At 48.3% G+C, this 23,649-nt stretch carries 21 protein-coding genes and 1 pseudogene; 18 read left to right on the top strand and 4 right to left on the bottom strand.

The features are described from left to right. Positions 1-12 precede the first annotated feature (12 nt). The 6 genes from KAH19_RS10765 to KAH19_RS10740 all read left to right on the top strand — a co-directional run bounded on the left by KAH19_RS10765 (position 13) and on the right by KAH19_RS10740 (position 7,189). Positions 13-1,494 carry a sugar ABC transporter ATP-binding protein gene (locus KAH19_RS10765; RefSeq protein ID WP_210684588.1) on the top strand — a complete coding sequence of 494 codons (1,482 nt, stop codon included), beginning with the start codon at positions 13-15 and terminating at the stop codon, positions 1,492-1,494. Positions 1,495-1,499: 5 nt separating this feature from the next. After that, the gene (locus KAH19_RS10760) at positions 1,500-2,429 is read left to right on the top strand and encodes an ABC transporter permease (protein WP_210684587.1); all 930 of its coding nucleotides are present in this window, start codon (positions 1,500-1,502) and stop codon (positions 2,427-2,429) included. A gap of 106 nt (positions 2,430-2,535) precedes the next feature. After that, positions 2,536-3,450, top strand: coding sequence for a ribose ABC transporter substrate-binding protein RbsB (rbsB, locus tag KAH19_RS10755; protein ID WP_009146332.1), 915 nt, complete (start codon positions 2,536-2,538; stop codon positions 3,448-3,450). Between the two features lie 444 nt (positions 3,451-3,894). Further along, a complete protein-coding gene (glyQ, locus tag KAH19_RS10750; protein WP_021719659.1) occupies positions 3,895-4,776 on the top strand; it encodes a glycine--tRNA ligase subunit alpha in 882 nt (293 codons plus the stop codon). Then, positions 4,776-6,947, top strand: a complete 2,172-nt coding sequence (gene glyS, locus KAH19_RS10745; RefSeq protein ID WP_210684586.1) for a glycine--tRNA ligase subunit beta — start codon at positions 4,776-4,778, stop codon at positions 6,945-6,947. Before glyQ ends, glyS begins: the two co-directional genes overlap by 1 nt. A 23-nt stretch (positions 6,948-6,970) precedes the next feature. Then, positions 6,971-7,189, top strand: a complete 219-nt coding sequence (locus tag KAH19_RS10740; protein WP_021719657.1) for a hypothetical protein — start codon at positions 6,971-6,973, stop codon at positions 7,187-7,189. A gap of 227 nt (positions 7,190-7,416) precedes the next feature. Here the strand turns inward: KAH19_RS10740 and KAH19_RS10735 are convergent, their stop codons facing one another. Beyond that, a complete protein-coding gene (locus tag KAH19_RS10735) occupies positions 7,417-7,797 on the bottom strand; it encodes a desulfoferrodoxin (RefSeq protein ID WP_210684585.1) in 381 nt (126 codons plus the stop codon). Positions 7,798-8,078: 281 nt separating this feature from the next. On the opposite strand from KAH19_RS10735, the gene rlmD reads away from it, so the two are divergent. Then, on the top strand, positions 8,079-9,455 hold the full coding sequence (rlmD, locus tag KAH19_RS10730; protein WP_210684584.1) for a 23S rRNA (uracil(1939)-C(5))-methyltransferase RlmD: 1,377 nt from the start codon (positions 8,079-8,081) through the stop codon (positions 9,453-9,455). Between the two features lie 203 nt (positions 9,456-9,658). On the opposite strand, the gene KAH19_RS10725 is transcribed toward rlmD, so the two are convergent. Then, positions 9,659-10,549 carry a GIY-YIG nuclease family protein gene (locus tag KAH19_RS10725; RefSeq protein WP_210684583.1) on the bottom strand — a complete coding sequence of 297 codons (891 nt, stop codon included), beginning with the start codon at positions 10,547-10,549 and terminating at the stop codon, positions 9,659-9,661. A 327-nt stretch (positions 10,550-10,876) separates the two neighbouring features. On the opposite strand from KAH19_RS10725, the pseudogene KAH19_RS11010 reads away from it, so the two are divergent. From KAH19_RS11010 to KAH19_RS10715, 3 genes and pseudogenes are all read left to right on the top strand, one after another. Further along, positions 10,877-11,082 (top strand): annotated as a pseudogene (locus tag KAH19_RS11010) (terminase large subunit); the annotation flags it as partial. A gap of 132 nt (positions 11,083-11,214) precedes the next feature. Continuing rightward, positions 11,215-12,153 (top strand): Fic family protein, encoded by a 939-nt coding sequence (locus tag KAH19_RS10720; RefSeq protein ID WP_210684582.1) that lies wholly within the window; start codon positions 11,215-11,217, stop codon positions 12,151-12,153. Positions 12,154-12,578: 425 nt separating this feature from the next. Then, complete coding sequence (locus KAH19_RS10715) at positions 12,579-12,728, top strand: hypothetical protein (protein ID WP_210684581.1); 150 nt, start codon at positions 12,579-12,581, stop codon at positions 12,726-12,728. Between the two features lie 133 nt (positions 12,729-12,861). On the opposite strand, the gene KAH19_RS10710 is transcribed toward KAH19_RS10715, so the two are convergent. Beyond that, entirely contained in the window at positions 12,862-13,533 is a 672-nt protein-coding gene (locus KAH19_RS10710) for a Crp/Fnr family transcriptional regulator (RefSeq protein ID WP_210684580.1), read from the bottom strand. A gap of 309 nt (positions 13,534-13,842) precedes the next feature. Here KAH19_RS10710 and KAH19_RS10705 point away from each other — a divergent pair, with 309 nt between their 5' ends. The 3 genes from KAH19_RS10705 (at position 13,843) to KAH19_RS10695 (ending at position 17,901) form a co-directional block, all read left to right on the top strand. Continuing rightward, positions 13,843-14,259 (top strand): TIGR04076 family protein, encoded by a 417-nt coding sequence (locus tag KAH19_RS10705; RefSeq protein WP_210684579.1) that lies wholly within the window; start codon positions 13,843-13,845, stop codon positions 14,257-14,259. 203 nt (positions 14,260-14,462) lie between these two features. Continuing rightward, positions 14,463-16,739: a primosomal protein N' gene (priA, locus tag KAH19_RS10700; protein ID WP_210684578.1), complete on the top strand. Its 2,277-nt coding sequence runs from the start codon at positions 14,463-14,465 to the stop codon at positions 16,737-16,739. A 127-nt stretch (positions 16,740-16,866) separates the two neighbouring features. Next, positions 16,867-17,901: a 3-deoxy-7-phosphoheptulonate synthase gene (locus KAH19_RS10695; protein ID WP_009145209.1), complete on the top strand. Its 1,035-nt coding sequence runs from the start codon at positions 16,867-16,869 to the stop codon at positions 17,899-17,901. Between the two features lie 99 nt (positions 17,902-18,000). Here the strand turns inward: KAH19_RS10695 and KAH19_RS10690 are convergent, their stop codons facing one another. Next, positions 18,001-18,411, bottom strand: coding sequence for an amino acid-binding protein (locus tag KAH19_RS10690; RefSeq protein WP_210684577.1), 411 nt, complete (start codon positions 18,409-18,411; stop codon positions 18,001-18,003). A gap of 389 nt (positions 18,412-18,800) precedes the next feature. On the opposite strand from KAH19_RS10690, the gene KAH19_RS10685 reads away from it, so the two are divergent. The 5 genes from KAH19_RS10685 (at position 18,801) to rsmB (ending at position 23,647) form a co-directional block, all read left to right on the top strand. Next, the gene (locus KAH19_RS10685) at positions 18,801-19,838 is read left to right on the top strand and encodes a substrate-binding domain-containing protein (RefSeq protein WP_210684576.1); all 1,038 of its coding nucleotides are present in this window, start codon (positions 18,801-18,803) and stop codon (positions 19,836-19,838) included. Between the two features lie 169 nt (positions 19,839-20,007). Next, complete coding sequence (gene def / locus KAH19_RS10680) at positions 20,008-20,490, top strand: peptide deformylase (protein WP_021719674.1); 483 nt, start codon at positions 20,008-20,010, stop codon at positions 20,488-20,490. 43 nt (positions 20,491-20,533) lie between these two features. Continuing rightward, entirely contained in the window at positions 20,534-21,469 is a 936-nt protein-coding gene (gene fmt / locus KAH19_RS10675) for a methionyl-tRNA formyltransferase (protein ID WP_210684575.1), read from the top strand. A 32-nt stretch (positions 21,470-21,501) separates the two neighbouring features. Next, entirely contained in the window at positions 21,502-22,317 is an 816-nt protein-coding gene (locus KAH19_RS10670; RefSeq protein ID WP_210684574.1) for a DUF116 domain-containing protein, read from the top strand. After that, positions 22,286-23,647, top strand: a complete 1,362-nt coding sequence (rsmB, locus tag KAH19_RS10665; RefSeq protein WP_210684573.1) for a 16S rRNA (cytosine(967)-C(5))-methyltransferase RsmB — start codon at positions 22,286-22,288, stop codon at positions 23,645-23,647. The genes KAH19_RS10670 and rsmB overlap by 32 nt, the downstream gene beginning before the upstream one ends. Positions 23,648-23,649: the final 2 nt, after the last annotated feature.

Genomic DNA, 23,649 nt, shown 5'->3' with positions numbered 1-23,649 from the left:
ATAAGGAAAAGTATGGAGATTGAATTAAGAAATATCCATAAGGCCTTTGGTTCTAATGAGGTGCTCAAGGGTGTTGACCTGAAGCTTAAAAGCGGTGAGGTACACGCTCTGATGGGTGAAAACGGTGCCGGCAAATCAACACTGATGAATATCCTGACGGGTATTCACAAGCAGGATAAGGGACAGATTTTTGTCGACGGCAAGGAAATCAGCTTCAAAAATCCTCTGGAGGCAGAAGCTTACGGCATCGCCTTCATCCATCAGGAGCTGAATATCTGGCCGAACCTGAGCATTCTGGAAAACCTGTTTTTGATGCACAGCGTAACCAACGGCATGGGTATCCTGGATTTTAAGGCTATGCGTGCTATGGCAGAGCAGAAATGCCGTGAAATTGAAATTGAGCTGCCGCTGGATATGGAAGCTGGCGAATGCTCGGTAGGACAGCAGCAGATGACGGAAATCGTCCGTAACCTTCTGCTGGATGCCAAGGTTGTTATTATGGACGAGCCTACGGCGGCGCTGACCGAAAGAGAAACAGAAAAGCTCTTTGAGGTTATGCGCTCCCTGAAAAAACGCGGTGTAGCAATGGTTTATATTTCGCACCGTATGGAAGAGGTTACGCAGAACTGCGACACGATTACCGTTATGCGTGACGGCGTATCCGTTGCAACCAAGCCTGTTAAGGAATACAGCATGGAGCAGATTGTCCGCGATATGGTAGGACGCTCCATTACGGAATTTTATCCCGACCGCCGCAATAAGCCTGGCGAGGTGCTGCTGGAGGTTAAGCACTTTGAACAGCCGGGAGTTTTCCATGATATTAACTTTAACCTGCGCAAGGGCGAGATTTTGGGTTTTGCCGGCCTTATGGGCAGCGGCCGTACCGAAATCATGCGCGCCGTTTTCGGCGTTGATCCTCATGCAGGCGGCGAGCTGGTTTTCAAGGGCGAGCCTTTGAAGATTACCAAGCCTGAGGATGCTATTAAGGCAGGATTGGGCTTCGTAACCGAAAACCGCAAAACAGAAGGTCTGATTCTGGACTTCTCCATTTTGCGCAACATCGCTCTGCCGAGTGTTGACAGCTTTGCCAAAAGCGGTGTCATCAATTTTAATATTCTTAACGATTTTGCCGATAAAATGGCAAAAAAGTTGGGCGTAAAGACCAGCAGCCTGGACCTTGAGGCCGGTGCGTTGTCCGGCGGTAACCAGCAGAAGGTGGTTATTGCCAAATGGGTTGGCAGGCACCCGGAGGTCATTATTATGGATGAGCCTACCCGTGGTATCGACGTAGGTGCAAAACGCGATATATATGAGCTGATGAACGAGCTTACTGCAAGTGGCGTTTCGATTATTATGGTTTCTTCGGAGCTGCCGGAGGTATTGGGCATGAGCGACCGCATCGTCGTTGTTCACGAAGGCCGCATTGCCGGCGAGCTGCTGCACGATGAAGCAGACCAGGAAAAAATCATGACACTTGCAACGGGAGGGCAATAAAAATAATGGATGTAAAAGCAATCTTAAAAAAATCCGGTTCCATAATCGGACTCATTGTGTTGTTTGTGGTCATTTCCTGCCTTAACAGCAGCTTTATCGACCCCAGCAACCTGAAAAACCTGCTGCGTCAGGTTTCTATCAATGCCTTAATTTCCTTTGGCATGACCTTTGTTATCTTAACCGGCGGTATTGATTTGTCCGTCGGCAGTATTCTGGCGCTTTCCAGTGCACTCATGGGCAGCTTTATCAAGGGCGGTATGGATCCTGTATTCGGTATCGTGCTGGCCTGCCTCATCGGTGCTGTACTGGGCAGTGTCAACGGCTTGGTAATTACCTACGGCAAGGTGGCACCCTTTATCGCAACCCTGGCGACCATGACCATTTTCCGTGGTCTGACTTTGGTATATACCAACGGCAACCCTATCAGCAGCCTGTCTGAGGATGACCGCTTCCTTGAATTCGGTCAGGGATATGTTGCCGGTCTGCCGGTTCCTGCCATTATGATGCTGATTATGTTTTTCATTTTGTGGTTCATCCTGCACAAAACTCCGCTGGGACGCAAAACCTATGCTGTCGGCGGTAATGAGAAGGTTTCCTTCATTGCAGGTATCAAAATCAACCGCATTAAAATATTTGCTTATACCGTAACAGGTTTCCTTTGCGGTATGGCAGGCGCTATTCTTACCAGCCGTCTGAACAGTGCTCAGCCTACTGCCGGTACCGGCTATGAGCTGGATGCTATCGCAGCTGTAGTATTGGGCGGCACCAGTCTTTCCGGCGGTAAGGGCCGCATCTTCGGTACCATTATCGGTGCGCTGATTATTGGCACGCTGAACAATGGTCTGAATATCTTAAACGTATCCAGCTTTTACCAACAAGTTGTCAAAGGTATTGTAATTTTGCTGGCTGTGCTGATGGACAGAAAGAAAAACTAAGCATGATGCGGACGTAAAGCACCATTCAGTGCTTTTCAGCCGCAGCCTGCTTAATTCAAGTTTTTGTCCGCATAGTAATTTCTAATTCCGGGAGGTATTTTCTCACATGAAAAAAATTTTATTGGTATTAACCTGCATTGTAGCAATGGCTATGATGATTGTCGGCTGCGGCGGCAGCGACAAGAAGGATGCTGCAAAAGGCAACGACAAGAAAATCACCGTTGGCTTCTCCGTATCCACTCAAAACAATCCGTTCTTCGTTTCCCTGGCTAAAGGCGTAGAAGCTAAGGCTAAGGAGCTGGGCGTAACCGTAAAGGTTGTTGACGCTCAGAACGACCCTGCAAAGCAGGCTAATGATATTGCTGACCTGCTGCAGCAAAACATCAGCGTTCTGCTGGTTAACCCTGTTGACTCTGATGCAATTTCTACATCCGTAAAAGCTGCCAACAAGGCTAACATCCCTGTTATCTGCCTCGACCGCAGTGCTAACCAGGGTGATGTAGCATGCCTGGTTGCTTCCGATAACGTAAAGGGCGGCGAAATGGCTGCTGATTACATTATCAAAAAGCTGGGCGAAAAGGTTAAGGTTGCTGAGCTGGAGGGTATCCCCGGTGCCAGCGCTTCCCGTGAACGCGGTGAAGGCTTCCACAAGCTGGCTGACAGCAAGCTGACCGTTGTTGCTAAACAGACTGCTGAATTTGACCGCAGCAAGGGCCTGACTGTAGCAGAAAACATGCTGCAGGCTAACCCGGATATCAAAGCTATTTTCGCTCAGAACGACGAAATGGCTTTGGGTGCAATCGAAGCTGCTAAGAGTGCCGGCAAGCAAATCTTCATCGTTGGCTTTGACGGCACTGCTGACGGCGTAAAGGCTGTAGAAAGCGGCGCTATGAGCGCTACTATCGCTCAACAGCCGGAAATCATGGGCCAGCAAGGTCTGGAAGTAGCTGTTAAGGCTGCTAAAGGCGAAAAAGTAGAAGCTAAGATTTCTGCTCCGCTGAAGCTCATCGAAAAGAAATAATAGCCGCTTAATTTATATTAACCTGACAACTTGAAGCAATAATGCCTCTGCGCGTTCGCGTGGGGGCATTTTGTTATGGTGAAAGCTAATAGTAACGATACATTTTTGTGAGTGGTATTTACAAAATTATTTGCTGCACTTGACAAACAGCGCTGCATTTTATATACTAACAGTTAAGCTAAGAAGAAGAGTAGTAATCTGCAAACTCAGCGAGCCGTGACAGTGCAAGGCGGCAAAGGCGGATGAAGGCGCTTTGGAGCTGTAATAGTATATTGATTGAGGCGGGCTGCAGTTATTGCAGTCAAGCAGGGTGGAACCGCGGAGTTTGAGCTGTATGCACTCCGTCCCTGTAACATTTAAGTTACGGGGACGCGGGTGCTTTTTTGTTTTTTCGGACAAAGCTGCTGCCATTGCCGTCTTTGTAACAAATATAGGAGGTAAAACATGGATTTTCAGACAATTATTTTGAAGCTGCAAAAATTCTGGGCAGGCCAAAACTGCATTATGGCACAGCCCTATGACATCGAAAAAGGCGCAGGCACTATGAACCCGTCTACCTTTTTACGCGTACTCGGACCTGAGCCCTGGCGTGTGGCTTACGTAGAGCCTTCCCGCCGCCCGGCAGACGGCCGTTACGGTGATAACCCGAACCGTCTGTTCCAGCATCATCAGTTCCAGGTTATCGTAAAGCCCTCTCCGGAAAACATTCAGGAGCTGTACCTGCAGAGCCTGGCTGAGCTCGGCATTCATCAGGAGGAGCATGATATCCGCTTTGTAGAGGATAACTGGGAATCTCCGACTCTGGGCGCTTGGGGCCTTGGCTGGGAGGTTTGGCTGGATGGTATGGAAATCACTCAGTTCACCTACTTCCAACAGGTAGGCAGCATTGACGTTAAGCCTGTAACCGTTGAAATCACGTACGGCCTGGAGCGTCTGGCTATGTACATCCAGGGTGTAGAAAACGTATTCGATATCCAATGGGTTGGTGACATCACCTATGGTGACGTTTTCCACACCAACGAGGTAGAGCAATCCTTCTACAACTTCCAGGTAGCAGACACCGCGTTGCTGTTTGACCTGTTCGACAAATATGAAGCAGAAGCTAAGCGCGTTATCGAGCTTGGTTATATCCGTCCTGCTTATGATTACGTTCTGAAATGCTCCCATGCATTCAACCTGCTGGATTCCCGCGGAGCAATCAGCGTAAGTGAACGTACTGCCTACATCGGCCGTGTACGTGCGATGGCCCGCCTGTGTGCAAAGGCTTATGTAGCACAACGTGAAGAAATGGGCTTCCCGCTGCTCAAGAAAGGGGAGAATAAATAATGGAAAAATTACTTTTTGAAATCGGTACAGAAGAGATTCCTGCGAAATTTATGCCTGCCATTCTGGAACAATTAAAGGATTTGGCAGAAAAGAAAATGACTGAGCTGCGCATTCCCTTCGAAGCAGTTAAAACCTATGGCACTCCCCGTCGCATGACCTTCATTGCCAGCGGTGTTGCCGAGGCTCAGGAGGACAGCACTGTTGAGGCTAAAGGTCCTTCCGCAAAAATCGCTTTCGTAAGCGGTGCTCCTTCCAAAGCAGCTATCGGCTTTGCTCGCGGCCAAGGCGTTGACGTAAAAGAGCTCGTTGTCCGCGATGATTATGTATATGCTGTTAAGCATCTGGCAGGCCAACCGGTTAAAGATTTGCTGCCGGGCCTGCTGACTGATATCCTCACCAGCCTGAACTTCCCGAAAAACATGCGTTGGGCAGATCATGAATTCAAATTCGTCCGTCCTATCCGCTGGCTGGTTGCACTGTTCGGCGATGAAGTTATCCCTGTTGAAATTACCGGTGTAAAATCCGGCAAATTCAGCCGCGGTCACCGCTTCCTGCGTCCTTCCGCACTGGATAACGCTAAAGCTCATGAGTCCATCGGCGATGCTGCCAAGGCTTTGTTCGACACTGTAAAGAGTAAGGCTAAGAACGCAGTAGCTTCCGTTGCTATCGGCACCATCGGCGCTGTAGAAATCCCTGATGCTGATTCCTATGAAAAGGTTATGTATGACAACTATGTAATGGTTGACCAGGACGCTCGCCGTGAGCTGATTCGTCAACAGGTTACCGACTTGGCAATTGCCGAAGGTGGTCATGCAGAAATCAACGAGGACCTGCTGGAGGAAGTAAACTATCTGGTAGAATGGCCGACTGCTCTGTGCGGCAAATTCGAAGAAAAATTCCTTGCTCTGCCGAAGGAATGCATCATCACCCCGATGCGCGAGCATCAGCGTTACTTCCCGGTACTGGCAGAGGACGGCTCTCTGCTGAACAAGTTCATCACCGTACGCAACGGCGGCAAGGAGCATTTGGAAATTGTTGCTCACGGTAACGAGCGCGTACTGCGTGCACGTCTGAGCGACGCTGAATTCTTCTTCAACGAAGACAGAAAACAAACTCTGGCTGACCGTCTGGAAAAACTCAAAACCGTTTCCTTCCAGGAAGGCCTGGGCAATATGAACGATAAGAGCAAACGTCTGGTACAGGCTGTTGATATGCTGGCTATGGCTATTAATGCCAAGGTTGATAAAGAAAAGCTGGAGCGTACTGCGCTGCTGTGCAAATGCGACCTTGTAACCGGCATGGTTATCGAATTCACCGAGCTGCAGGGCGTTATGGGCCGCGAATATGCTAAGCTCGACGGCGAAGCTCCCGAGGTTGCACTTGGCATTTACGAGCATTATCTGCCGCGCTTTGCCGGTGACGAGCTGCCGACTACCGATATCGGCCGTCTGACCGGTATTGCCGACAAGCTGGACAACATCTGCGCTACATTCAGCCGCGGTCTGGCTCCGACCGGCTCTCAGGATCCGTATGCACTGCGCCGTCAGGCTCTGGGCATTATCAACATTCTGCTGGACGGCAACTACCATGTATCTCTGTACAAGGTTATCGCCGGCGCTCTGTACCTGTTGAACATTCCGGCAGAGGACACCAAAAAGCTCGTACCGCAGATTGCTGAGTTCATGAAACAGCGCCTGCGCAACATGCTGATGGATCAGGGCATCCGTTATGACGTAGTTGACGCAGTTCTGGCTGACCAGATGAACGACGACTTCACCGATCTCGTTGCCCGTGCTAAGGCTCTGAACAGCTTCGTTGCTTCCGCAGAGGCTCCGGCACTGATTCAGGCTGCAACCCGTGTTGCTAACCTGTGCAAGAAGATTGAAGAAGAATCCGCTATCAACCCGCAGCTCTTTGCAGTTGAAGCTGAAGGCGCTCTGCACAATGCTGCTATGGCAGCCAGCAAGGAAGTGCTGGTTGCAGCAACCAAGTATGACTATGCTGCAGTTCTGGCTGAAGCAGTTAAGCTGGTTGACCCGATCAACAAATTCTTCGAAGACGTTATGGTTATGGACGAGGACGTTCGCGTGAAGAACAACCGTCTGGCACTCTTGGCAGCAGTTAAGGATATTACCCATGCTGTAGGTGACCTGAGCGTTATCGTACAATAATAAAAGCTAAGGAGATTAGTCTAATGGAACAATTTAATGCAGAAGCAAAAGCACTTGTAGAAATGCAGAACGAATACGTTTTGCTCACCGGCAAAAACCCCAGCGAAATGTGCCACGATGATTTCATCCGCGCAGAAGAGCTGAACGTACAGATTAAGGACGCAACCAAGGTTATGGCTGCGCTGGCAATCGAATTTGCCGGCTACAAAAAAGACGAAAAGGGCCTGTGGGTAGAAAAATAATTCTTCCGCTGTGCTTTTTGAACAGCCTTTGGGGCTTAAGACCATAAGCCTCGCGTGATTGTTTTTGTAATTTAACCGGTCTCGGATATGCTATTACATGTAGCTGTCGGAGGCCGGTTTTATTTTTAGCTTTCAGGCAATAAAAAAGTATCGGAGCCCCTGACCGTTATCGGTCGGGACTCCGACACTGAGAAAAGAAGTGTTCTATGAATGTAAGGCGTCAGCTGTTACAGCTTTGCCGCCCACAATCCGTGCAGATTGCAATAAGCATAAGCGGCGAGCGGAGCTGCACCTTCAGCAAGAGCGAAAACAGCCTCCGGCTTGTCACCCGGCTTTAAGATATAGCGCTGACCGCCATGAGTTGTTTGCAGATAAATCCATTGGATATAGTGCTTTTCAATCATGGGATGCTCCACGCTGCCTACAGCTACACGCACCGTGCTGCCATCAACGGTAATTACGGGCACATGCTTTTCCTGTGCTGCGTCCTCGGTGTTGGCAACAAGCTCCTGCATGGGCTTGCCGCAGCAGACAAGCTCGCCGCCGCCGTCTTGAATCAGGCCGACGATATTACCGCAAATACTGCATTTCAAAAATTTTACTGTCATTGTGCATCGCTCCTTTCGCAAAATAAAACCTTTATAGACCCGGAAACTCAATGTCCCTAACTTAATTATAGCTTATGTTATATGCAAAGTATATAGCTTTACAGAAAATGTTGCACACTTCTCACAATTACAGTAAAGATGCAAAGTGATATTTTGGCGTTATGTAGGCTACGGAATTGATGTAAAGCATTATCTTAGCGTGCTGCTGTTTCTTTGCAGGCTGTTTTTGTGATATAATTAGATATATATACAATAAAATCGAAAAGGTCAGGTGGAAATATATGAAGCAGATAATTCCTGTAAAACAGGGGGATAATATTACGTTAACTGTCAATGGTCTTGGCAGCAGCGGCGAGGGCGTTGGCAAGTATGAAGGCTTTACAGTCTTTGTCAAAGGCGCGCTGCCTGAGGAAGAGGTGCGCGTAACAATTACGCTGGTGAAGAAAAGCTATGCAGTTGGTGCGCTGGAGGAGATTGTTAAAGCATCTGCCGAGCGTGTGGAGCCTGCGTGCCCGGTGTATAAGGAATGCGGCGGCTGTCAGCTGCAGCATTTGAGCTATAAGGGACAGCTGGATTGCAAGCGTCAGCAGGTGCAGGATGCGCTCACCAGAATCGGACATCTGGACTTAGAGGCATTGCCGGTGTTGGGGGCGGCGGAGCCGTGGAGCTACCGCAATAAGATGCAGTTCCCGGCGGCAGCGGACGCTGAAGGAGTGCTGCATATAGGCTGTTATGCGACGGCAACGCACAGCGTTGTAGATACGGATGCCTGCATGATTTCCAAAGAGGCGAACAATGCGATTATGAAAACGGTGCGCACCTGGATGCAGCATTATAACATCAGCGCCTATGACGAAAAGACAGGCAAGGGACTTGTGCGCCATATTATGGGACGTGTTGGCGTACACAGCGGAGAGGTGATGGCGGTTATCATTACCTCCGGCTATGACATTCCGCACCGTGGCGTGCTGATTGAATGGCTGAAGCGTTATGTTCCGGGACTTGTGAGCGTGGTGCAGAACATCAATAAAAAGCAGACGAATGTGGTTATGGGCAGCAAAACGCGCGTGCTTTATGGCGCAGAGGCGATTAAGGATAGCTTGGGCAGCCTTAGCTTTAATATTTCCGCGCAGGCCTTCTTCCAGGTGAACAGTGAGCAGGCCGAAAAGCTGTATAACAAGGCGTTGGAGTTTGCGGCGCTGAGCGGTAAGGAAACCGTAGTGGACGTTTACTGTGGTACCGGTACGATTTCCCTGTATCTTGCGCGCCACGCCAAACAGGTTTATGGTATCGAGATTGTGGCGCCTGCGATTGAAAACGCCAAGAAAAATGCCGAGGAGAATAAATGCGCTAATGCGGAATTTATCTGCGGTGATGCGGCGATAGAGCTGCCAAAGCTGTTGGCCGGCGGTGTGCGTCCGGACGTGGTTGTGGTAGATCCTCCGCGTGCGGGCTGCGAGCAGAAGGTGCTGGCGGCGATTGCCGAGGTGCAGCCTGAGCGCGTTGTCTATGTGTCCTGCAACCCTGCGTCCTTGGCGCGTGATTTGGCGTTTATGGAGCAGCATGGGTATAAGGCGATTGTAGCGCAGCCGGTGGATATGTTCCCGATGACGAGCCATGTTGAGTCAGTAGTATTGATGACTAAGGTACAGAAGTAAATATAAAAAAGGCTTAAAATAAAGCATTTTCGGGTATTCGATAACTTCATGCGAGTTGTACGGATGCCCGATTTTTACTTTATAGGAACATAACAAGTGCAGAAATCCGAGGGTTGAGTTGACAGAATGAAAATGGCGAGGGTTGAGTGGATAGGAGAGATAAAAAAACCAGTCAAGAAGTATTTTCTTGACTGGAGCAGGCTTTAGTTCTGTTCTAAATTTTTGAGTGTTATGCCTTCTGCATTGCACCATGTAGCGTTTCCGCTGAGACTGGCGCCGCCTATGAAGGATGCGGCTGAAGAAGGACTGGAAAAAAGGATATCTTCCATTAAGCAGAAGTTTTCATCAATTTTGTTTGCGTATTTCTTGCGATTGCGCAATGTAGGCTCAGGACAGCTTTTTGTAAGTTTTGAAGTAATATGACTGCCTTTAAGCACGACAAAACCCTCTGTGGTTCTTTTTCCTGTGGCTTTTACTCCGGAGTGATTAAAATACAGAATCTCATCTGCTGCGTCTGGAATCGCAATTGCAGGAGTGGCAGAAACAGAAGCAGCGGAAGGTGTTATAATGGGGATGAATACCTTATGACCGAGAGTGCCCATGATAATCTTTGCATTATCAATAAACTCTTCAAGCTCGCTTTCTTTTTCTTCCGTAATATTACCGGGCGTTGGATCATTTTCATTTTTAACAACATAGCGCTTAGCTTGCTTAGCTAACCCACAGAAGCGATTTTCAAGATAACTGATTTCCGTAGGACCAAAGGAGTTGTTAGATGTTGTAAAAACGATTGCTTCTGTCCAGTAATCTTTTCCTGGACTACGCTTGTGTTCCTGCAATCGGTTCAAAATACCCTCGCCGTTTTTTCTTGCCCCAGCTTGTCCGATATAAACAACATCGTCATCAGTATCTTCAGTTTTGCCAAAGAGGCAATATACACCACTTTGTTTAAGGTCTTTCCGTTCCTTACAAAGGTCTAACTCTGTTCTGGGAATTTTATAAGCGACACCTGTCCAGTTGGCAAGAGTACACTTTATACGCCCGTTTGCATCTCCGTCAATGAGAAAGAGATTGATACTTTTTCCATATGCCATGGCAATGTCCTCCAATCAAAAAGAATTTTCTAGCAAACATAGATATGCAGTCTTCTATTTTATAATATCTTTACTCAAACTTTCCACACAGCAGATCACAGACATGCAGCTCATAACTGGGATTAACCTGAGAATATAAAAATAGCACAAGCCTCTCTTAATTGATATAATGAATTTGCAGAACCCAAAACCGGAAAGAATGGCTTGCACTATGAACATTATACCATCTAATTACTTCAATGAACAGATGAAAACGTTGTGTGATTGAACGATACCGCACAGACAACAGAATATGCTTAAAACCGCTTGATAGAAGACTTTTTGAAATACTGGATTCTGGAAGACAACATCGACCTTCGTGTGCGTCGGACCATGTACCGTATGGTATTTGGGAATGTAAGGACTTGCTTATGACTACCGAGGGCAATGTAGTCCATTACGGATAAATTGAGAAATTCATCGAGTCCCTAGGTGAGAAATATAACATCCGTGAAATTGCCTATGACCGTTGGAATGCTGTGCAGATGGTACAAATTCCTGTGCATATTGAATTGGGGAACATTTCAATGCTATTTGTTAAGAAATTGTTCCCTAATTCATATTGAATATTGGGGAGCATTACGCTATAATAATTATACAATTTATTCCCCAAAGGAGGAAATGCTATGGCAGTTCAATATCAAGATATACAGGAATTACTAAGAAGTCGAGCAGACCTTCATGTAAGATTGAATCTGATGCCTTATGATGGGACACCTGAAATCAAAGAGCGTGGAGATGGAAAATATCTATATGTCAGAAAGCGTGTGGCAGGTAAACAGACATCGACTTATGTAGGCACATATACAGAAGAATTATATAATCTGCTTCTTCGTAACGCGAGAGAAGCCAGAGAAATCAGAAAAGAACTTCGTGGTATAGAAAAGCAGCTTGCTGCCGCCGGATATTCGGAAGATGAACTTTCTGCTGATGTGATAAACAATATTGCATTTGCACGAGCAAATATGAAAATGAATATCTATAATCAGGCTGTTTTGGAGGGTGTTGCTACATCATTCCCACAGACAGAAGAAATCATAGAAAACGGAAAAGTATCTGGTATGACAGCTACTGATGTTCAAAAGATTTTGAACTTAAAACACGCATGGGAGTTTATCCTTGACCGTGATGTGGTTGCCAGTCTTTCCGACTACTATATGCTCAGTCACATTGCAAGGCTTGTTAATGAAGGTTTCTTTGCCGAGGGTGGCCGTATTCGTGGCGTACCAGTCACGATTGGTGGTTCATCCTATGTTCCGCCGTTGCCTAATGAGTTGGAAGTAAAAGACAGGATTCGCGAGATTGCCGAAGAAAATGATGAGGCTATCAATGTTGTTATCAAACTGTGTTTATATTTTATGAAAACACAAATATTCCTGGATGGTAATAAACGAGCATCTGTAATTTTTGCAAATCATTATCTGATTGCACACGGTGGCGGTTTTCTGGTAATTCCCGAAAAGGAAGTGCCGCAGTTCAAGCAGTTGTTTGTAAAATATTATGATGGTGAAGATATTTCTGTTATCGCCACTTTCATGAAAGAACGCTGTTGGAAAACAATGTAAATCAAATACGAATCCTATCTTGGGGAGCATATTCTGTTATTTGTGATGAAATTTGTTCCCCATATTAGGGTTGACGGATTGAAAGAGGGTTTAATGCCTGTCACACTACACATTCTTATGACGCAAGGAAGATGTAGTGAAGATGCCGATAAGTATTTTATTTCACATATTTCAGATGATGCGGTAATGAAATAATTAGAACAAATGCTAATGAGTTTGTAATTCATTTTGACACGGTTCAGTCAAGTGAAAGCACGTATATATATTCCTGCAAACGGCTCAAACACGAAAAAGGCTATGGAATTGTTCCCATAAACGGCAAAACAGCCAAGAAATTCAGCCTATCGTATCGTTTCATGTGGAGTGTGTTACCCTGTGGTTTGCAAAAATTATTTTGCTTAACCTTGAACGAGGGGATTGCTAGTATGGAAAAAGTAAAAAAACACACAGGCGACAACATACAGGAAGATGTTCAAGGATTCGTGCTTGATGATTTGCCTAAAACGGTAGAAGAACAATTAGCGATTATTAGAAGATACTTTGAGCGTAGTGCGCAAGAAAGAGAGAAAGAATAGGTTATTTAAAAACTGAATGATTGATATTGAAGCAGATTTTGAACACTATGCTCAGAGTCTGCTTTTTATGTGCTTCACCAGAAGCAGACGAAACAAATTCTGTTGAGTATAATAAACACGTAACCTCGAATGACTACATGGTTTCATCAGTACACAGGGATGCCAGTGTCGGAAGGTCTGTAACGGTCAATTTGCCGCGGGTGGTGGATAGAATTCCTCTGTTTCTCAAGTCGGTCAGCTCCCGCGTTATTTGAACCCGGCTCATGCCAAGAATGTCCGCAATATCTTCCTGCGTCATCTCAATAACCAGTCCGGAATTGGATGGTTGATTCATGGTCAGCAAATACAGGAGATTGCAGAGCTTTACCTGAGAGGAATTAAACTCTTGGTGGATAGTTTCAAAGAGAAAGCGGTTGACATACATCGAATACCAGTTGACAACACTCTCAGCCAGTGATGTATTTTCTTCAAACATAGCTTTGAACTGCGGCACAGTAAACTCCAGTACTTTAATTTCAGAGAGTGCAACGGTTGTCAGAGACTGCTCAATGCGAAAGTCATTTGTGTGATATCCTGGAAAAAGCGTCCCCGGTCCATGAAAGCTGATGATTTTCCGTCTTCCGCTTTCGTGTTCAGAAAAATGAACAGATGCGCCGGATACATAGTATTGGACACGATCATACGGCTGTCCGGGATTCCAGAGGTAATCACCTTTATGAAATGTTCGCTCTGTATGGGGTTGGGAAAGAAAGTATTCATAAAAGATGCGGAAGTCATCTGCAAAATAATATCGTGGTTTCAACATGGAAATCACCTCGCACTCGGAAAAGTTTGAAGATATTATACCACGAGATGATGAACATTTCCATGCGAGGTTATTAAGAACAGGAGGATAAAAGTAGTCCGCATAGGCATGGAATATCTGCATTGCTAGCAGATTAATTTATCAGTGGGGCAACGGAAAGTGGGCACACTGGTTTTCGTTTCGAAGCTGTTTTTGAATGTGTGCATCCTTGCTTTAGGTTATGCTGCGGACAATGAGCCGAAAGCGGTAAAGCGAAAAGATAGCGCCTGCTATTTTAAATAAGTACTTTTTGGAAATGAGGAAAAGAAAATGCAGTATAAAGTAAAGGTCACGGTTTTAGACAAAAAATTATACCCGGAATTACAGCAGGAATACTGTGCTGTTCCGGACAGTGGGAAATGCCCCTGTTACTATGTGGGTGATGAGTTTCTGTTTTACCGCAACGATGAGAGGGACGACTTCTGGCACATGGGTGCGGGAACGCTTGTGAAATCCGGCAAACCGGATGAGGGCTGTTTACAGTCACCGGGAACGATGCATTGCGGAACAAAAGGGGTTCCGTTCTGTTCTGAGGCGTGGGATGCTATCAGCCGTTACATTTATACGGCTCTGCAAGGTGGAAGCATCATGCATGGTTGGACGAAAGATGATAAGGTTATGATTGCTTGTTGCAACGATGGCACAAGGCCGGTCATCTTCAAAATAGAAAGAATGGATTGTGAATGATGCCAATATAATTGGGGAAAATTCAATAATCTATAAAAATCCGCTGCAATTTTCATCTTAATGTACGATGAAAGTTACAGCGGATTTTGTTTCCCCAAGGAGTGGCTCTGGTTGCCATAATACAAACAAATCAAGCATATCCTTTTGGCAGCACCGCTGATTTATGCTATAATAAACTACAAGTATGTTTGCAGGAGGTTGCCATGTTTGCTGTTAATGTTGCGATAAATTTACCGGTAAAAAATTTATTCCGTCAGTTTACCTACAGTGTGCCGGAAGAACTGCAGTTTATAGACAGCGGCTGGCGTGTAGTAGTACCTTTCAGCGGCCAGAAGGTGGAAGGCTTTGTGGTAGAGCGTGTGCCGCTGCCTAGTGATGAAGTGCTGAGAAGTAAGCTGAAGCCGGTGGCGGCAGCTTTAGGCGATACGACCTGGTTTGATGAGGAAATGCTGGCTACTGCTAAATGGATGGCAGATTATTATATGTGTTCGCTTGCAGAGGCGATGCGTCTTTTTGTGCCGGGAAAATCGAGCATTAAGCGGCGTGCCGTGCGTGACGCGCAGGGACGTCTGCTTTATTATGTTTATAATGAGCGCCTGCAGGAAAAAACTGTGTTGGCTTACCGCATCAACGCCGCAGGAAAGCAGGCGTTGGCTGAAGGAGTACTTGCCAAACGCGCCAAAGGTCAGCATGCTGCCTTGGGGGTACTGTCGCAGGCAACCGGTGCGCTTAGCGTAAGCGAGCTGGCGCAGCAGGGAGTAAGCTCTGCCGTGGCGCGCGCTTTGTCACAGAACGGACTAGCGAATGCAGTGCAGAAGCGTGTGCTGCGCAACAGCTACAACACGGTGCAGGAGCGTGGCGAAAGCCTGCAGCTGACGGCGGAGCAGCAGGATGCTGCGGCAAAGATTAATCAGGCGATAGATGTGCAGCGTGCGCAGTCTTTTTTGCTGCAGGGTATTACCGGCAGCGGCAAGACGGAGGTTTATCTGCGCGCGGCGGCTCATGCTGTGGATGCAGGCTGGCAGGTGCTGATGCTGGTGCCGGAAATTGCGCTCACAGCACAGCTGGTGAAGCGCTTTCAGGCGTGGTTCGGCAGCGAAATTGCTGTGGCGCACAGTAAGCTTTCACAAAACGAAAGAGGCGACGTGTGGTACCGCATGCGTACAGGCAAGGCAAGGGTGCTGATTGGCGTGCGCAGTGCTGTGTTCGCTCCGTTTGAAAAGCTGGGATTGGTGATTGTAGACGAGGAGCACGAGGGCAGCTACAAGGAGGAGGACCATCGTCCACACTATAATGCACGTGATGTTGCCCGCACCCGCTGCCGCCTGACCGGCGCAGCTTTGGTGCTTGGCAGTGCTACGCCGGATTTATGCACGTATTATAAGGCACTGCAGGGCGAATGTACACATTTGCATCTTACGTCACGTCCTAATGGTGCTGCTTTGCCAAAGGTTGAGATTGTGGATATGCGCAAGGAGCTGGAGGCGCGCAATTTCAGCGTGCTGTCGCGCGCGCTGCAGCAGGCGCTGGTGATGACGGCGGCGGCGGGGGAGCAGGCGATTGTCCTCTTGAACCGCCGTGGCTATTCTACCTTTGTGATGTGCCGTGACTGCGGTCAGACGATTACCTGTCCGCATTGCGCCGTAGCAATGGTTTACCATAAGAAAAACGAGGATTTGCGCTGCCATTACTGCGGTAATACTATGCCGCTGCCGCAGGAGTGCCCGAACTGCCATAGCCGCCGTATTAAGTATTTCGGCAGCGGTACGCAGAAGGCCGAAGAACAGCTGCAGCAGCTGCCGGAGGTGCGTGTGCTGCGCATGGATCAGGATTCGACTGTGGCGAAGTTTGCGCATGCCGATATCTTGCGGCGCTTTGCCGACGGTGCGGCCAATGTTTTGATAGGCACGCAGATGGTGGCGAAGGGACACGATATTCCTAATGTAACACTGGTGGGAGTGCTGGCGGCGGACAGTACGCTGCATCTGCCGGATTACCGAGCGTCGGAACGTGCCTTTTCGCTGCTGACGCAGGCGGCGGGGCGTGCGGGACGCGGTGACAGGCCGGGACATGTAATCTTCCAGACCTATGATCCGGATAACCCGATTCTGCAGCTGGCGGTGACGCAGGATTACGACACCTTTGCCAAGCGTGAGCTGCAGGAACGTCAGAACTATTTTTATCCGCCGTTCGCCCAGATGCTTAAGCTGCAGATAGTGGATAAAGATGAGGGCGCAGGCCTGGCATTAGCGCAGCAGGTTGTCTTTTATCTGCAGAGCTTAAAGTTGCAAGGCAAACTGGAGGATTTGCTGATTGCAGGACCGTTTCCCTCGCTGGTGGCGAAGGCCTATGATCTGTATCGCTTCAATGTGCTGCTGAAGGCGCAGGACCTGCGAGAGACCAAGGAGGCGCTGTTGAACAGCGAATTTAAGGAAAAAGCAAATTTATACTTTAATGTTGACCCTGTAAGTGTAATTTAACATGGTAAATGATTGTATAAAAACAGAGTTTGTGTTACAATATAGGAAATTTAACACTGCTAATACCGGTAGAATGTTGCAAAAAATCTGCCGGTGTCAGCAAATTGATTAATGGGAGTAATTGTTTATGAGCATGCAGATGGAATTTATCAAGGTGCTGCCGTCGCCGCAGGCCTTAATGGAGGATTATCCGGTAAGTAAGGCTTCTAAGCTGCTGAAGCTGCAGCGTGACGAGGCTATAAAGAATATTTTTACAGGCAAGGATGACCGCTTTTTGCTGGTCATCGGTCCATGTTCCAGCGATAACGAGGACGCTGTGCTGGACTACGTTTATCGTCTGGCTAAGCTACAGGAAAAGGTGCAGGATAAAATTTTTATCGTACCGCGTCTGTACACCAACAAGCCGCGTACTATCGGCGTAGGCTATAAGGGTATGCTGCATCAGCCTTCTCCCGAGGGTGAAGAGGATATGCTGGGCGGTATTATCGCCATTCGTAAAATGAACGTGCGCGTGGTAGAAGAAACAGGCCTGACCGGTGCGGAGGAAATTCTCTATCCTGAGGTTTTCCGCTATCTGTCCGATTTGCTGAGCTATGCCGCAGTTGGCGCGCGCTCCAGCGAGGATCAGCTGCACCGCATGATTGCCAGTGGCGTAGGCATTCCCGTTGGCATGAAGAATCCTACCAGCGGCGATTTGTCCGTTATGCTCAACAGTGTGGCGGCAGCGCAGCATGAGCAGGAATTCCTGTTCCGTGGTTGGGAGGTACGCACCAAGGGCAACCCGCTGGCGCATTCCATTCTGCGTGGTTATGTAGACCCCATCGGCAATAGCTTCCCCAACTACCATTATGAGGTGCTGAAAATCGTTATTGATATGTACGCAGAACGTCAACTGCAGAACCCGGCAATTATTGTGGATACCAACCATGCCAACTCCGGCAAAAAATATCTGGAGCAAATCCGCATTGCCAAGGATATTGTGCATTCCCGCAAGCTGAACGCGGACATCAACAGAATCGTCAAGGGTCTGATGATTGAAAGCTATATCGAGGACGGTGCTCAGGGCGTACATGACGGCGTCTATGGCAAATCTATTACCGACCCCTGCCTGGGCTGGGAAAAAACGGAAAGATTGCTGCTTGACCTGGCGGAAGAACTGTAAACTGATAAGTATGAGCTGCTGTAGCGAAGGCTGCGGCAGCTTTTTTGCATGCAAAAAGACCGCCTGCTTCAGCGGGCGGCCTCTAAACATTCTCAGCTATTAAAATGTTTCCAGCAGCTTGTAGCCACGACCGATGAGGAAAGTGGCAGTTTCCGGTTCGTTGGTTTTGAAAACTACTACCGGCTTAACGTTATCACGGTTAAAGGAAATATACAGATAGGAAATGTCGATGTTGGCACCGTGGATAGCGGCAAGAATTCCGTCCAGATAACCCGGAGTATCGTCCATCTCTACGGCAATAACCTTGTCCTGACGGCATTGGTAGCCTTCTGCCTTCAGTACCTCGATAGCAGTATCTGCCTTGTCCACAATCAGGCGTACGATGCCGAATTCGGCGCTGTCATTGGCCAGCATGGTGTAAATATTGATATTGGCTTTAGCAAGAATGGTAGTGATTTTGAACAAACCACCCTCGTTGTTTTCGGTGAATAAAGAAACCTGGTTCAGCATATGTAAAAATCCTCCCTAAATTATCATAAAGCGGGCTGTACTGTTGTCAGTTTTTGCTTGCTTAATAAAAGATTATAGCACAAACTTTGATGAGAAGAAAGAGGCTTTTGTAAAGTTATCTTTACCTGACGCAAGCTATTGTGAAGTGAAAGAGGACAAAAATAATATTTAGCTTTGATTTGAACGCAGAAAAACAGCTTTGATTTGTGATAAATATAATGCTTGCTGAGTCTTTTGTTCTTTAATGTTTACGTGGTTATTGAGTTTAGGGTAAAACAAACAAAAATTACAAATTGCTTGATTTTTCTTGTAAAAGTGTTATAATATTGTTGATAACATATGAGCAAGTTTTGAAATGTTACTCATATAAATAAGCGGAGGTTGATAGTATGGGTATGAAGAAATTATTAGCAGTTTTATTCTCGGCTTTACTGCTTGTAGGCGTTGCCGGCTGCGGCGGCAACAATGCGCAACAGGGCGCGGTGACACAAAAGGTTATGAACGCCAAAACTAAGCAGGATTTTGAGCCTGTAACAGAAATTAAGGAAGGACGCAAAAACGTTTATGCCGTACTTAAGGTTATGAAGGGGAACTACTGGGAAGAAGTTATCCGCGGCATTAAAGACGGAGCAGCTAAGGCTGACGTTAACGTTTATGTAGGCGGCGTTATGAAGGACGGCGACTGGGAGCTGCAGCGCGATATGGTCAAAGAGCTTCCCGGTAAAAAAGCAGATGCAGTAATTCTTGCTCCGGCAGACAGCTCCAATATGACGGCAAGTGCGAAAACTCTGCGCGAGCAGAAGCTACCGGTATTTTTGGTTGATACCGCATTGAGCAGCAATGATTACGATGCAGCTTTCCTTACCAATAACCTGGAGGCAGGTGCCGAGGTTTGCCAGCAAATGGTAGAGCAGATGAAGGCTAACGGTGTGAAGGAATCCGAGGAGGCAACAGTTCTGGTACATGTCAGCACCTTGGCTAGCACTACGATTGCCGACCGCTTGAACAGCATTATGGCAAACTGGGGTAAATTTGCTCCTGCAAGCTGGAAAATCGAACATGATTATATTATTAACTACGGTGATGAAGCGGGCGCAGTTAAGCTGGTTACCGAAAAAATCAAAAACACTCATAATGTTAAAGGCATTATTGCCTGCAACAACGGCTCCACCAATGCGACCGTGGAGGCTGTAATGGCTGCAGGCCGTAAGGATATTGCCGTTACCGGTTTTGACCTTGGCAAAAAGACTTTACTGGGCTTGGAGGACAAGAACTATAATATTGCCGTTGCCGTACAGAATCAGTACAAAATGGGCTACGAGGCTGTGATGGCTGCCGCTGCTGCAGCAAAAGATGGCAGCAAGCCTGCACAGAAGCTGGTAAATACCGGTATCCGTATGGCAGACAAAAACAATTATAAAAAATAGATAACAAAAAAGCTTAAGAGCCTTCTGCTTCTGACGGGAAATCCGCCTGGTGCAGAAGGCTTTTGCAGTATTTGCTTAAATATATGAGGAAGCCTGTGCAGAGAATTTGTTTTTTTCTGTAGTAATGTGTTATAATGAACTATTGGAATAGATACAAGGAGGAACAAAAATGGCTAAGTTAAAAATAGTGATTGCCGGCGCTCCGGTGCTGCGTGAGGTGGCTCAACCGGTAGAGCGTATAGATAAAAAATTGCAGCGTCTGCTGCGTGATATGGCAGAAACAATGTATGCGGCCGACGGCGTAGGCCTGGCAGCACCGCAGGTGGGTGTAAGCAAGCGCGTAGTAGTTATTGACGTAGGCGAAGGTCTGTACGAGCTGATTAACCCTGAGATTGTTAAACGTGAGGGCAAGGTGCTGGGCAGCGAAGGCTGTCTTTCCGTGCCTGATTACGAAGGCGAGGTAGAACGCTCCGAATATGTGGAATGCGAATTCACCGACAAAACCGGTCAACGCATGCTGCTTTCCGCAAGTGGTCTGCTGGCTATCTGCATTCAGCATGAGCTGGACCATCTGGACGGCATTCTGTTCATCGACAAGGCTAAAACCATTTCGCCTAAGCAGAAGGAAAATCCCGAGGATGCTGTAAGATAAATCCTGAGCGGGATATGAAAAAAATATATACGGAGGAAAACAAATGCGTATAGTATTTATGGGAACACCGGATTTCGCAGTCGGCAGCCTGCAGGCGCTGTGCGAAAGCGGTAAGCATGAAATTCTTGCGGTAGTAACTCAACCGGACCGTCCAAAGGGACGCGGCAACAAGCTGCTGCAGACACCTGTTAAGGAATATGCGCTGGAGCAGGGCCTGACTGTTTACCAGCCGCAAAAGGTAAAAACCCCTGAATTTGTTGAGCTGCTGCACGAGCTGCAGCCGGAGCTGATTGTCGTAGCTGCCTTCGGCCAGTTCTTGAGCAAAGAAATTCTGGAGCTGCCGAAATACGGCTGCATCAACGTACACGCTTCGCTGCTGCCGAAATATCGCGGTGCGGCGCCGATTCAGTATGCCATCATCAAGGGCGAAAAGGAATCGGGCGTAACGATTATGCAGATGGATATCGGCATGGATACCGGCGCAATGCTGGATAAGGTAGTGGTGCCTATTGCTGAAAACACCACGATGGGCGAGCTGCATGACGCTCTGCGTGAGCAAGGTGCGGCACTGCTGCTCGAGGTTATCGACAAAATTGCGGCAGGTACTGCCGTGGCTGAGCCGCAGGATGATGCGCAGGCTACCTATGCGACACTTCTCGACCGCAGCATGGAGCATATCGACTGGAGCAAAACGGCGCAGGAGGTACACAACCTCATCCGTGGCTTCAACCCTGCACCCAGCACCTTTACCAAGCTGCCGAACGGCAAGAGCCTGAAAATCTGGGGCAGCAAAATGACTGACAAAAGCAGCGCTGCTGCTGCCGGTACCGTTATCGAAACCGGCAAGCACAGCTTCTTTGTAGCTTGCGGTGAGGGCGTACTGGAAATCACCGAGGTACAGCCCGAATCCAAAAAACGTATGCCGGCGCAGGTTTTCCTGAACGGCCGCGGCGTACAGGAGGGCGACCTGCTTGCCTGAAGCAGGCTGTGATTTGAAGGAGTAATCTTTTAATGAACGAAGATAGTGTATTTAAGCCCAAAAAACGTATATTTATGGCTCTGACCTCCATCAGCGCCGTATTAGGTGCGTTGATGTTTTATGTGGTCTGGAAGGTAACCTTTCCGGGACTTTATGAAATCAGCCGTTTTCTGCCGATAATCTTCGGCTTTTTCGGCGTACTTATCGTGTTGGCAATGCTCAGCGGCGTTCTGGGAATTGTTATGGCGCTGTTGGGAATACCGGTACTCAAGATTTTGTATTTTTGGGCGTGGAAGGCGATTAATATTCTTTTCCCCTTTGCGGTAGTACTGGGACGCTTGTTCAACATTCCCCGTGACCGCATCGAGCAGTCCTTTATCGAGGTCAGCAACAATCTGGTGCTGCAGCATAAGGTGAAGGTGCCTGCCAACCGAATTATGATTTTAACACCGCATTGTATCCAGCTGGATACCTGCGTACATAAGATAACCCGTAACGTAGAGAACTGCCGTCAGTGCGGACGCTGCAGCGTAGGTGCTATGCTGGGGCTGGCGCACAAATATGGCTGCCACTTTGCCGTAGCTACAGGCGGTACGCTGGCAAGGCAGATGGTTAAGCAGGCAAGGCCGAAGGCTATTGTGGCCGTAGCCTGCGAGCGTGATCTGACCAGCGGCATTCAGGACGTGTTTCCTCTGCCGGTTCTGGGCGTTTTAAACGAGCGTCCCTTTGGTCCCTGCTTTAATACACGGGTAGATATTAATAAGCTGGAAGCAGCAATTTTAGCATTTATGGAAGATGATGAGGAAGAAACAAAGCATGCGGAAGGAACAAAAAGCAAATTATCCTGAAAGTGCCCGCGGAGCAGCGGCGCTTTTGGTGCGTATGGTGCTGGAGGACGGTGCTTATACGAATATAGCGCTGAACCAGTATTTGCGCGGCAGCAGACTGAGCGACCTTGACAGAAGGCTGGCAACGGAGCTGGTATACGGCACGGTAAAGGCCAGCGGTACGCTTGACTGGTATCTGGCGCAGTGCGTCAGCCGTCCGCTGGATAAGGTGGCTGGTGATATTCTGGCGATACTGCGCATCAGCACCTACCAGCTGCTGTATATGACGCGTATTCCTGCGTCGGCGGTAGTAAACGAGGCTGTAAAGCTGGCGCGCTCGGTGAGCCATGAGGGCAGTGCCAAGTTCGTCAACGGCGTGCTGCGCGGTCTGTTGCGCAAGCAGGAGGCAGGTGCGTTTGTCCTGCCCGATGCCGAAAAGCAGGATGCCGATTATCTGTCACTGAAATACTACCATCCGCGCTGGCTGGTGAAGCGCTGGCTGGGACCGTGGGGACGCGGCGGCACCGAACGCCTGCTGGCGTTTGATAATACGGCTGCGCCGGTGTGCCTGCGTGTTAATACGCTGGTGACTACGCGCGACAAGCTGTTGGCTGATCTGACGGAAATGGGCGCGCAGGTGCGTGCTTCCGAATGGAGTCCCTACGGCATTGTGGCAGAGCATCTGCCGTCGCTGCATACACTTTTGGCGGCACTGCCGCAGCATTTTTATATTCAGGACGAAAGCTCCATGCTGGTAGCGCCGGTGTTGGCGCCGCAGCCCGGAATGCGCGTGCTGGATATGTGCAGCGCTCCCGGCGGTAAGGCAACGCACGTGGCACAGCTTATGCAGGATAAGGGTGAGGTTATCGCCTGCGATATCCACGAGCACAAGCTGGAGCTTATTGCCGAAAACGCTGCCCGTCTGGGCATGAAGAGCGTCAAAGCACTGCAGAACGATGCTCTGCAGCTGCGCAGCGAATGGCTGGGCGCGTTTGACAGAGTTTTGGTTGATGCACCCTGCTCCGGTCTGGGTGTGCTGCGCCGCCGTGCGGAAGCACGTTGGCGCAAGCAGCGTAAGGACTTGAAGCTGTTCCCGCCGCTGCAGCTGGCAATTTTAAAGAATGCCGCACAGTACGTGAAGGATGGCGGTACCATGGTTTACAGCACCTGCACGATTGAGCAGAGCGAAAACCATTATCTGGTAGAAGAGTTTTTAACGCAGCATCCCGAATGGCAACGTGTGGAATTTACGCATCCGCTGACGGGCGAACAGGTACAGGAGCTGCAGCTTCTGCCGCAGAATGACGGCATTGACGGCTTTTATATCTGTAAGCTGATGAAAAAGCAGTAATA

The organism is Phascolarctobacterium sp. Marseille-Q4147 (assembly GCF_017968825.1).
Taxonomy (GTDB): Bacteria; Bacillota; Negativicutes; order Acidaminococcales; family Acidaminococcaceae; genus Phascolarctobacterium_A.
Note: the sequence above shows the minus strand (reverse complement) of the source record. Positions and strands in the feature narration are given on the sequence as shown.

Excerpts from the sequence above, each read along its gene's own strand:
- KAH19_RS10765 (WP_210684588.1), top strand. The coding sequence starts at position 13 with ATGGAGATTGAATTAAGAAATATCCATAAGGCCTTTGGTTCTAATGAG.
- KAH19_RS10760 (WP_210684587.1), top strand. The coding sequence starts at position 1,500 with ATGGATGTAAAAGCAATCTTAAAAAAATCCGGTTCCATAATCGGACTC.
- rbsB (WP_009146332.1), top strand. The coding sequence starts at position 2,536 with ATGAAAAAAATTTTATTGGTATTAACCTGCATTGTAGCAATGGCTATG.
- glyQ (WP_021719659.1), top strand. The coding sequence starts at position 3,895 with ATGGATTTTCAGACAATTATTTTGAAGCTGCAAAAATTCTGGGCAGGC.
- glyS (WP_210684586.1), top strand. The coding sequence starts at position 4,776 with ATGGAAAAATTACTTTTTGAAATCGGTACAGAAGAGATTCCTGCGAAA.
- KAH19_RS10740 (WP_021719657.1), top strand. The coding sequence starts at position 6,971 with ATGGAACAATTTAATGCAGAAGCAAAAGCACTTGTAGAAATGCAGAAC.
- KAH19_RS10735 (WP_210684585.1), bottom strand. The coding sequence starts at position 7,797 with ATGACAGTAAAATTTTTGAAATGCAGTATTTGCGGTAATATCGTCGGC.
- rlmD (WP_210684584.1), top strand. The coding sequence starts at position 8,079 with ATGAAGCAGATAATTCCTGTAAAACAGGGGGATAATATTACGTTAACT.
- KAH19_RS10725 (WP_210684583.1), bottom strand. The coding sequence starts at position 10,549 with ATGGCATATGGAAAAAGTATCAATCTCTTTCTCATTGACGGAGATGCA.
- KAH19_RS10720 (WP_210684582.1), top strand. The coding sequence starts at position 11,215 with ATGGCAGTTCAATATCAAGATATACAGGAATTACTAAGAAGTCGAGCA.
- KAH19_RS10715 (WP_210684581.1), top strand. The coding sequence starts at position 12,579 with ATGGAAAAAGTAAAAAAACACACAGGCGACAACATACAGGAAGATGTT.
- KAH19_RS10710 (WP_210684580.1), bottom strand. The coding sequence starts at position 13,533 with ATGTTGAAACCACGATATTATTTTGCAGATGACTTCCGCATCTTTTAT.
- KAH19_RS10705 (WP_210684579.1), top strand. The coding sequence starts at position 13,843 with ATGCAGTATAAAGTAAAGGTCACGGTTTTAGACAAAAAATTATACCCG.
- priA (WP_210684578.1), top strand. The coding sequence starts at position 14,463 with ATGTTTGCTGTTAATGTTGCGATAAATTTACCGGTAAAAAATTTATTC.
- KAH19_RS10695 (WP_009145209.1), top strand. The coding sequence starts at position 16,867 with ATGAGCATGCAGATGGAATTTATCAAGGTGCTGCCGTCGCCGCAGGCC.
- KAH19_RS10690 (WP_210684577.1), bottom strand. The coding sequence starts at position 18,411 with ATGCTGAACCAGGTTTCTTTATTCACCGAAAACAACGAGGGTGGTTTG.
- KAH19_RS10685 (WP_210684576.1), top strand. The coding sequence starts at position 18,801 with ATGGGTATGAAGAAATTATTAGCAGTTTTATTCTCGGCTTTACTGCTT.
- def (WP_021719674.1), top strand. The coding sequence starts at position 20,008 with ATGGCTAAGTTAAAAATAGTGATTGCCGGCGCTCCGGTGCTGCGTGAG.
- fmt (WP_210684575.1), top strand. The coding sequence starts at position 20,534 with ATGCGTATAGTATTTATGGGAACACCGGATTTCGCAGTCGGCAGCCTG.
- KAH19_RS10670 (WP_210684574.1), top strand. The coding sequence starts at position 21,502 with ATGAACGAAGATAGTGTATTTAAGCCCAAAAAACGTATATTTATGGCT.
- rsmB (WP_210684573.1), top strand. The coding sequence starts at position 22,286 with ATGCGGAAGGAACAAAAAGCAAATTATCCTGAAAGTGCCCGCGGAGCA.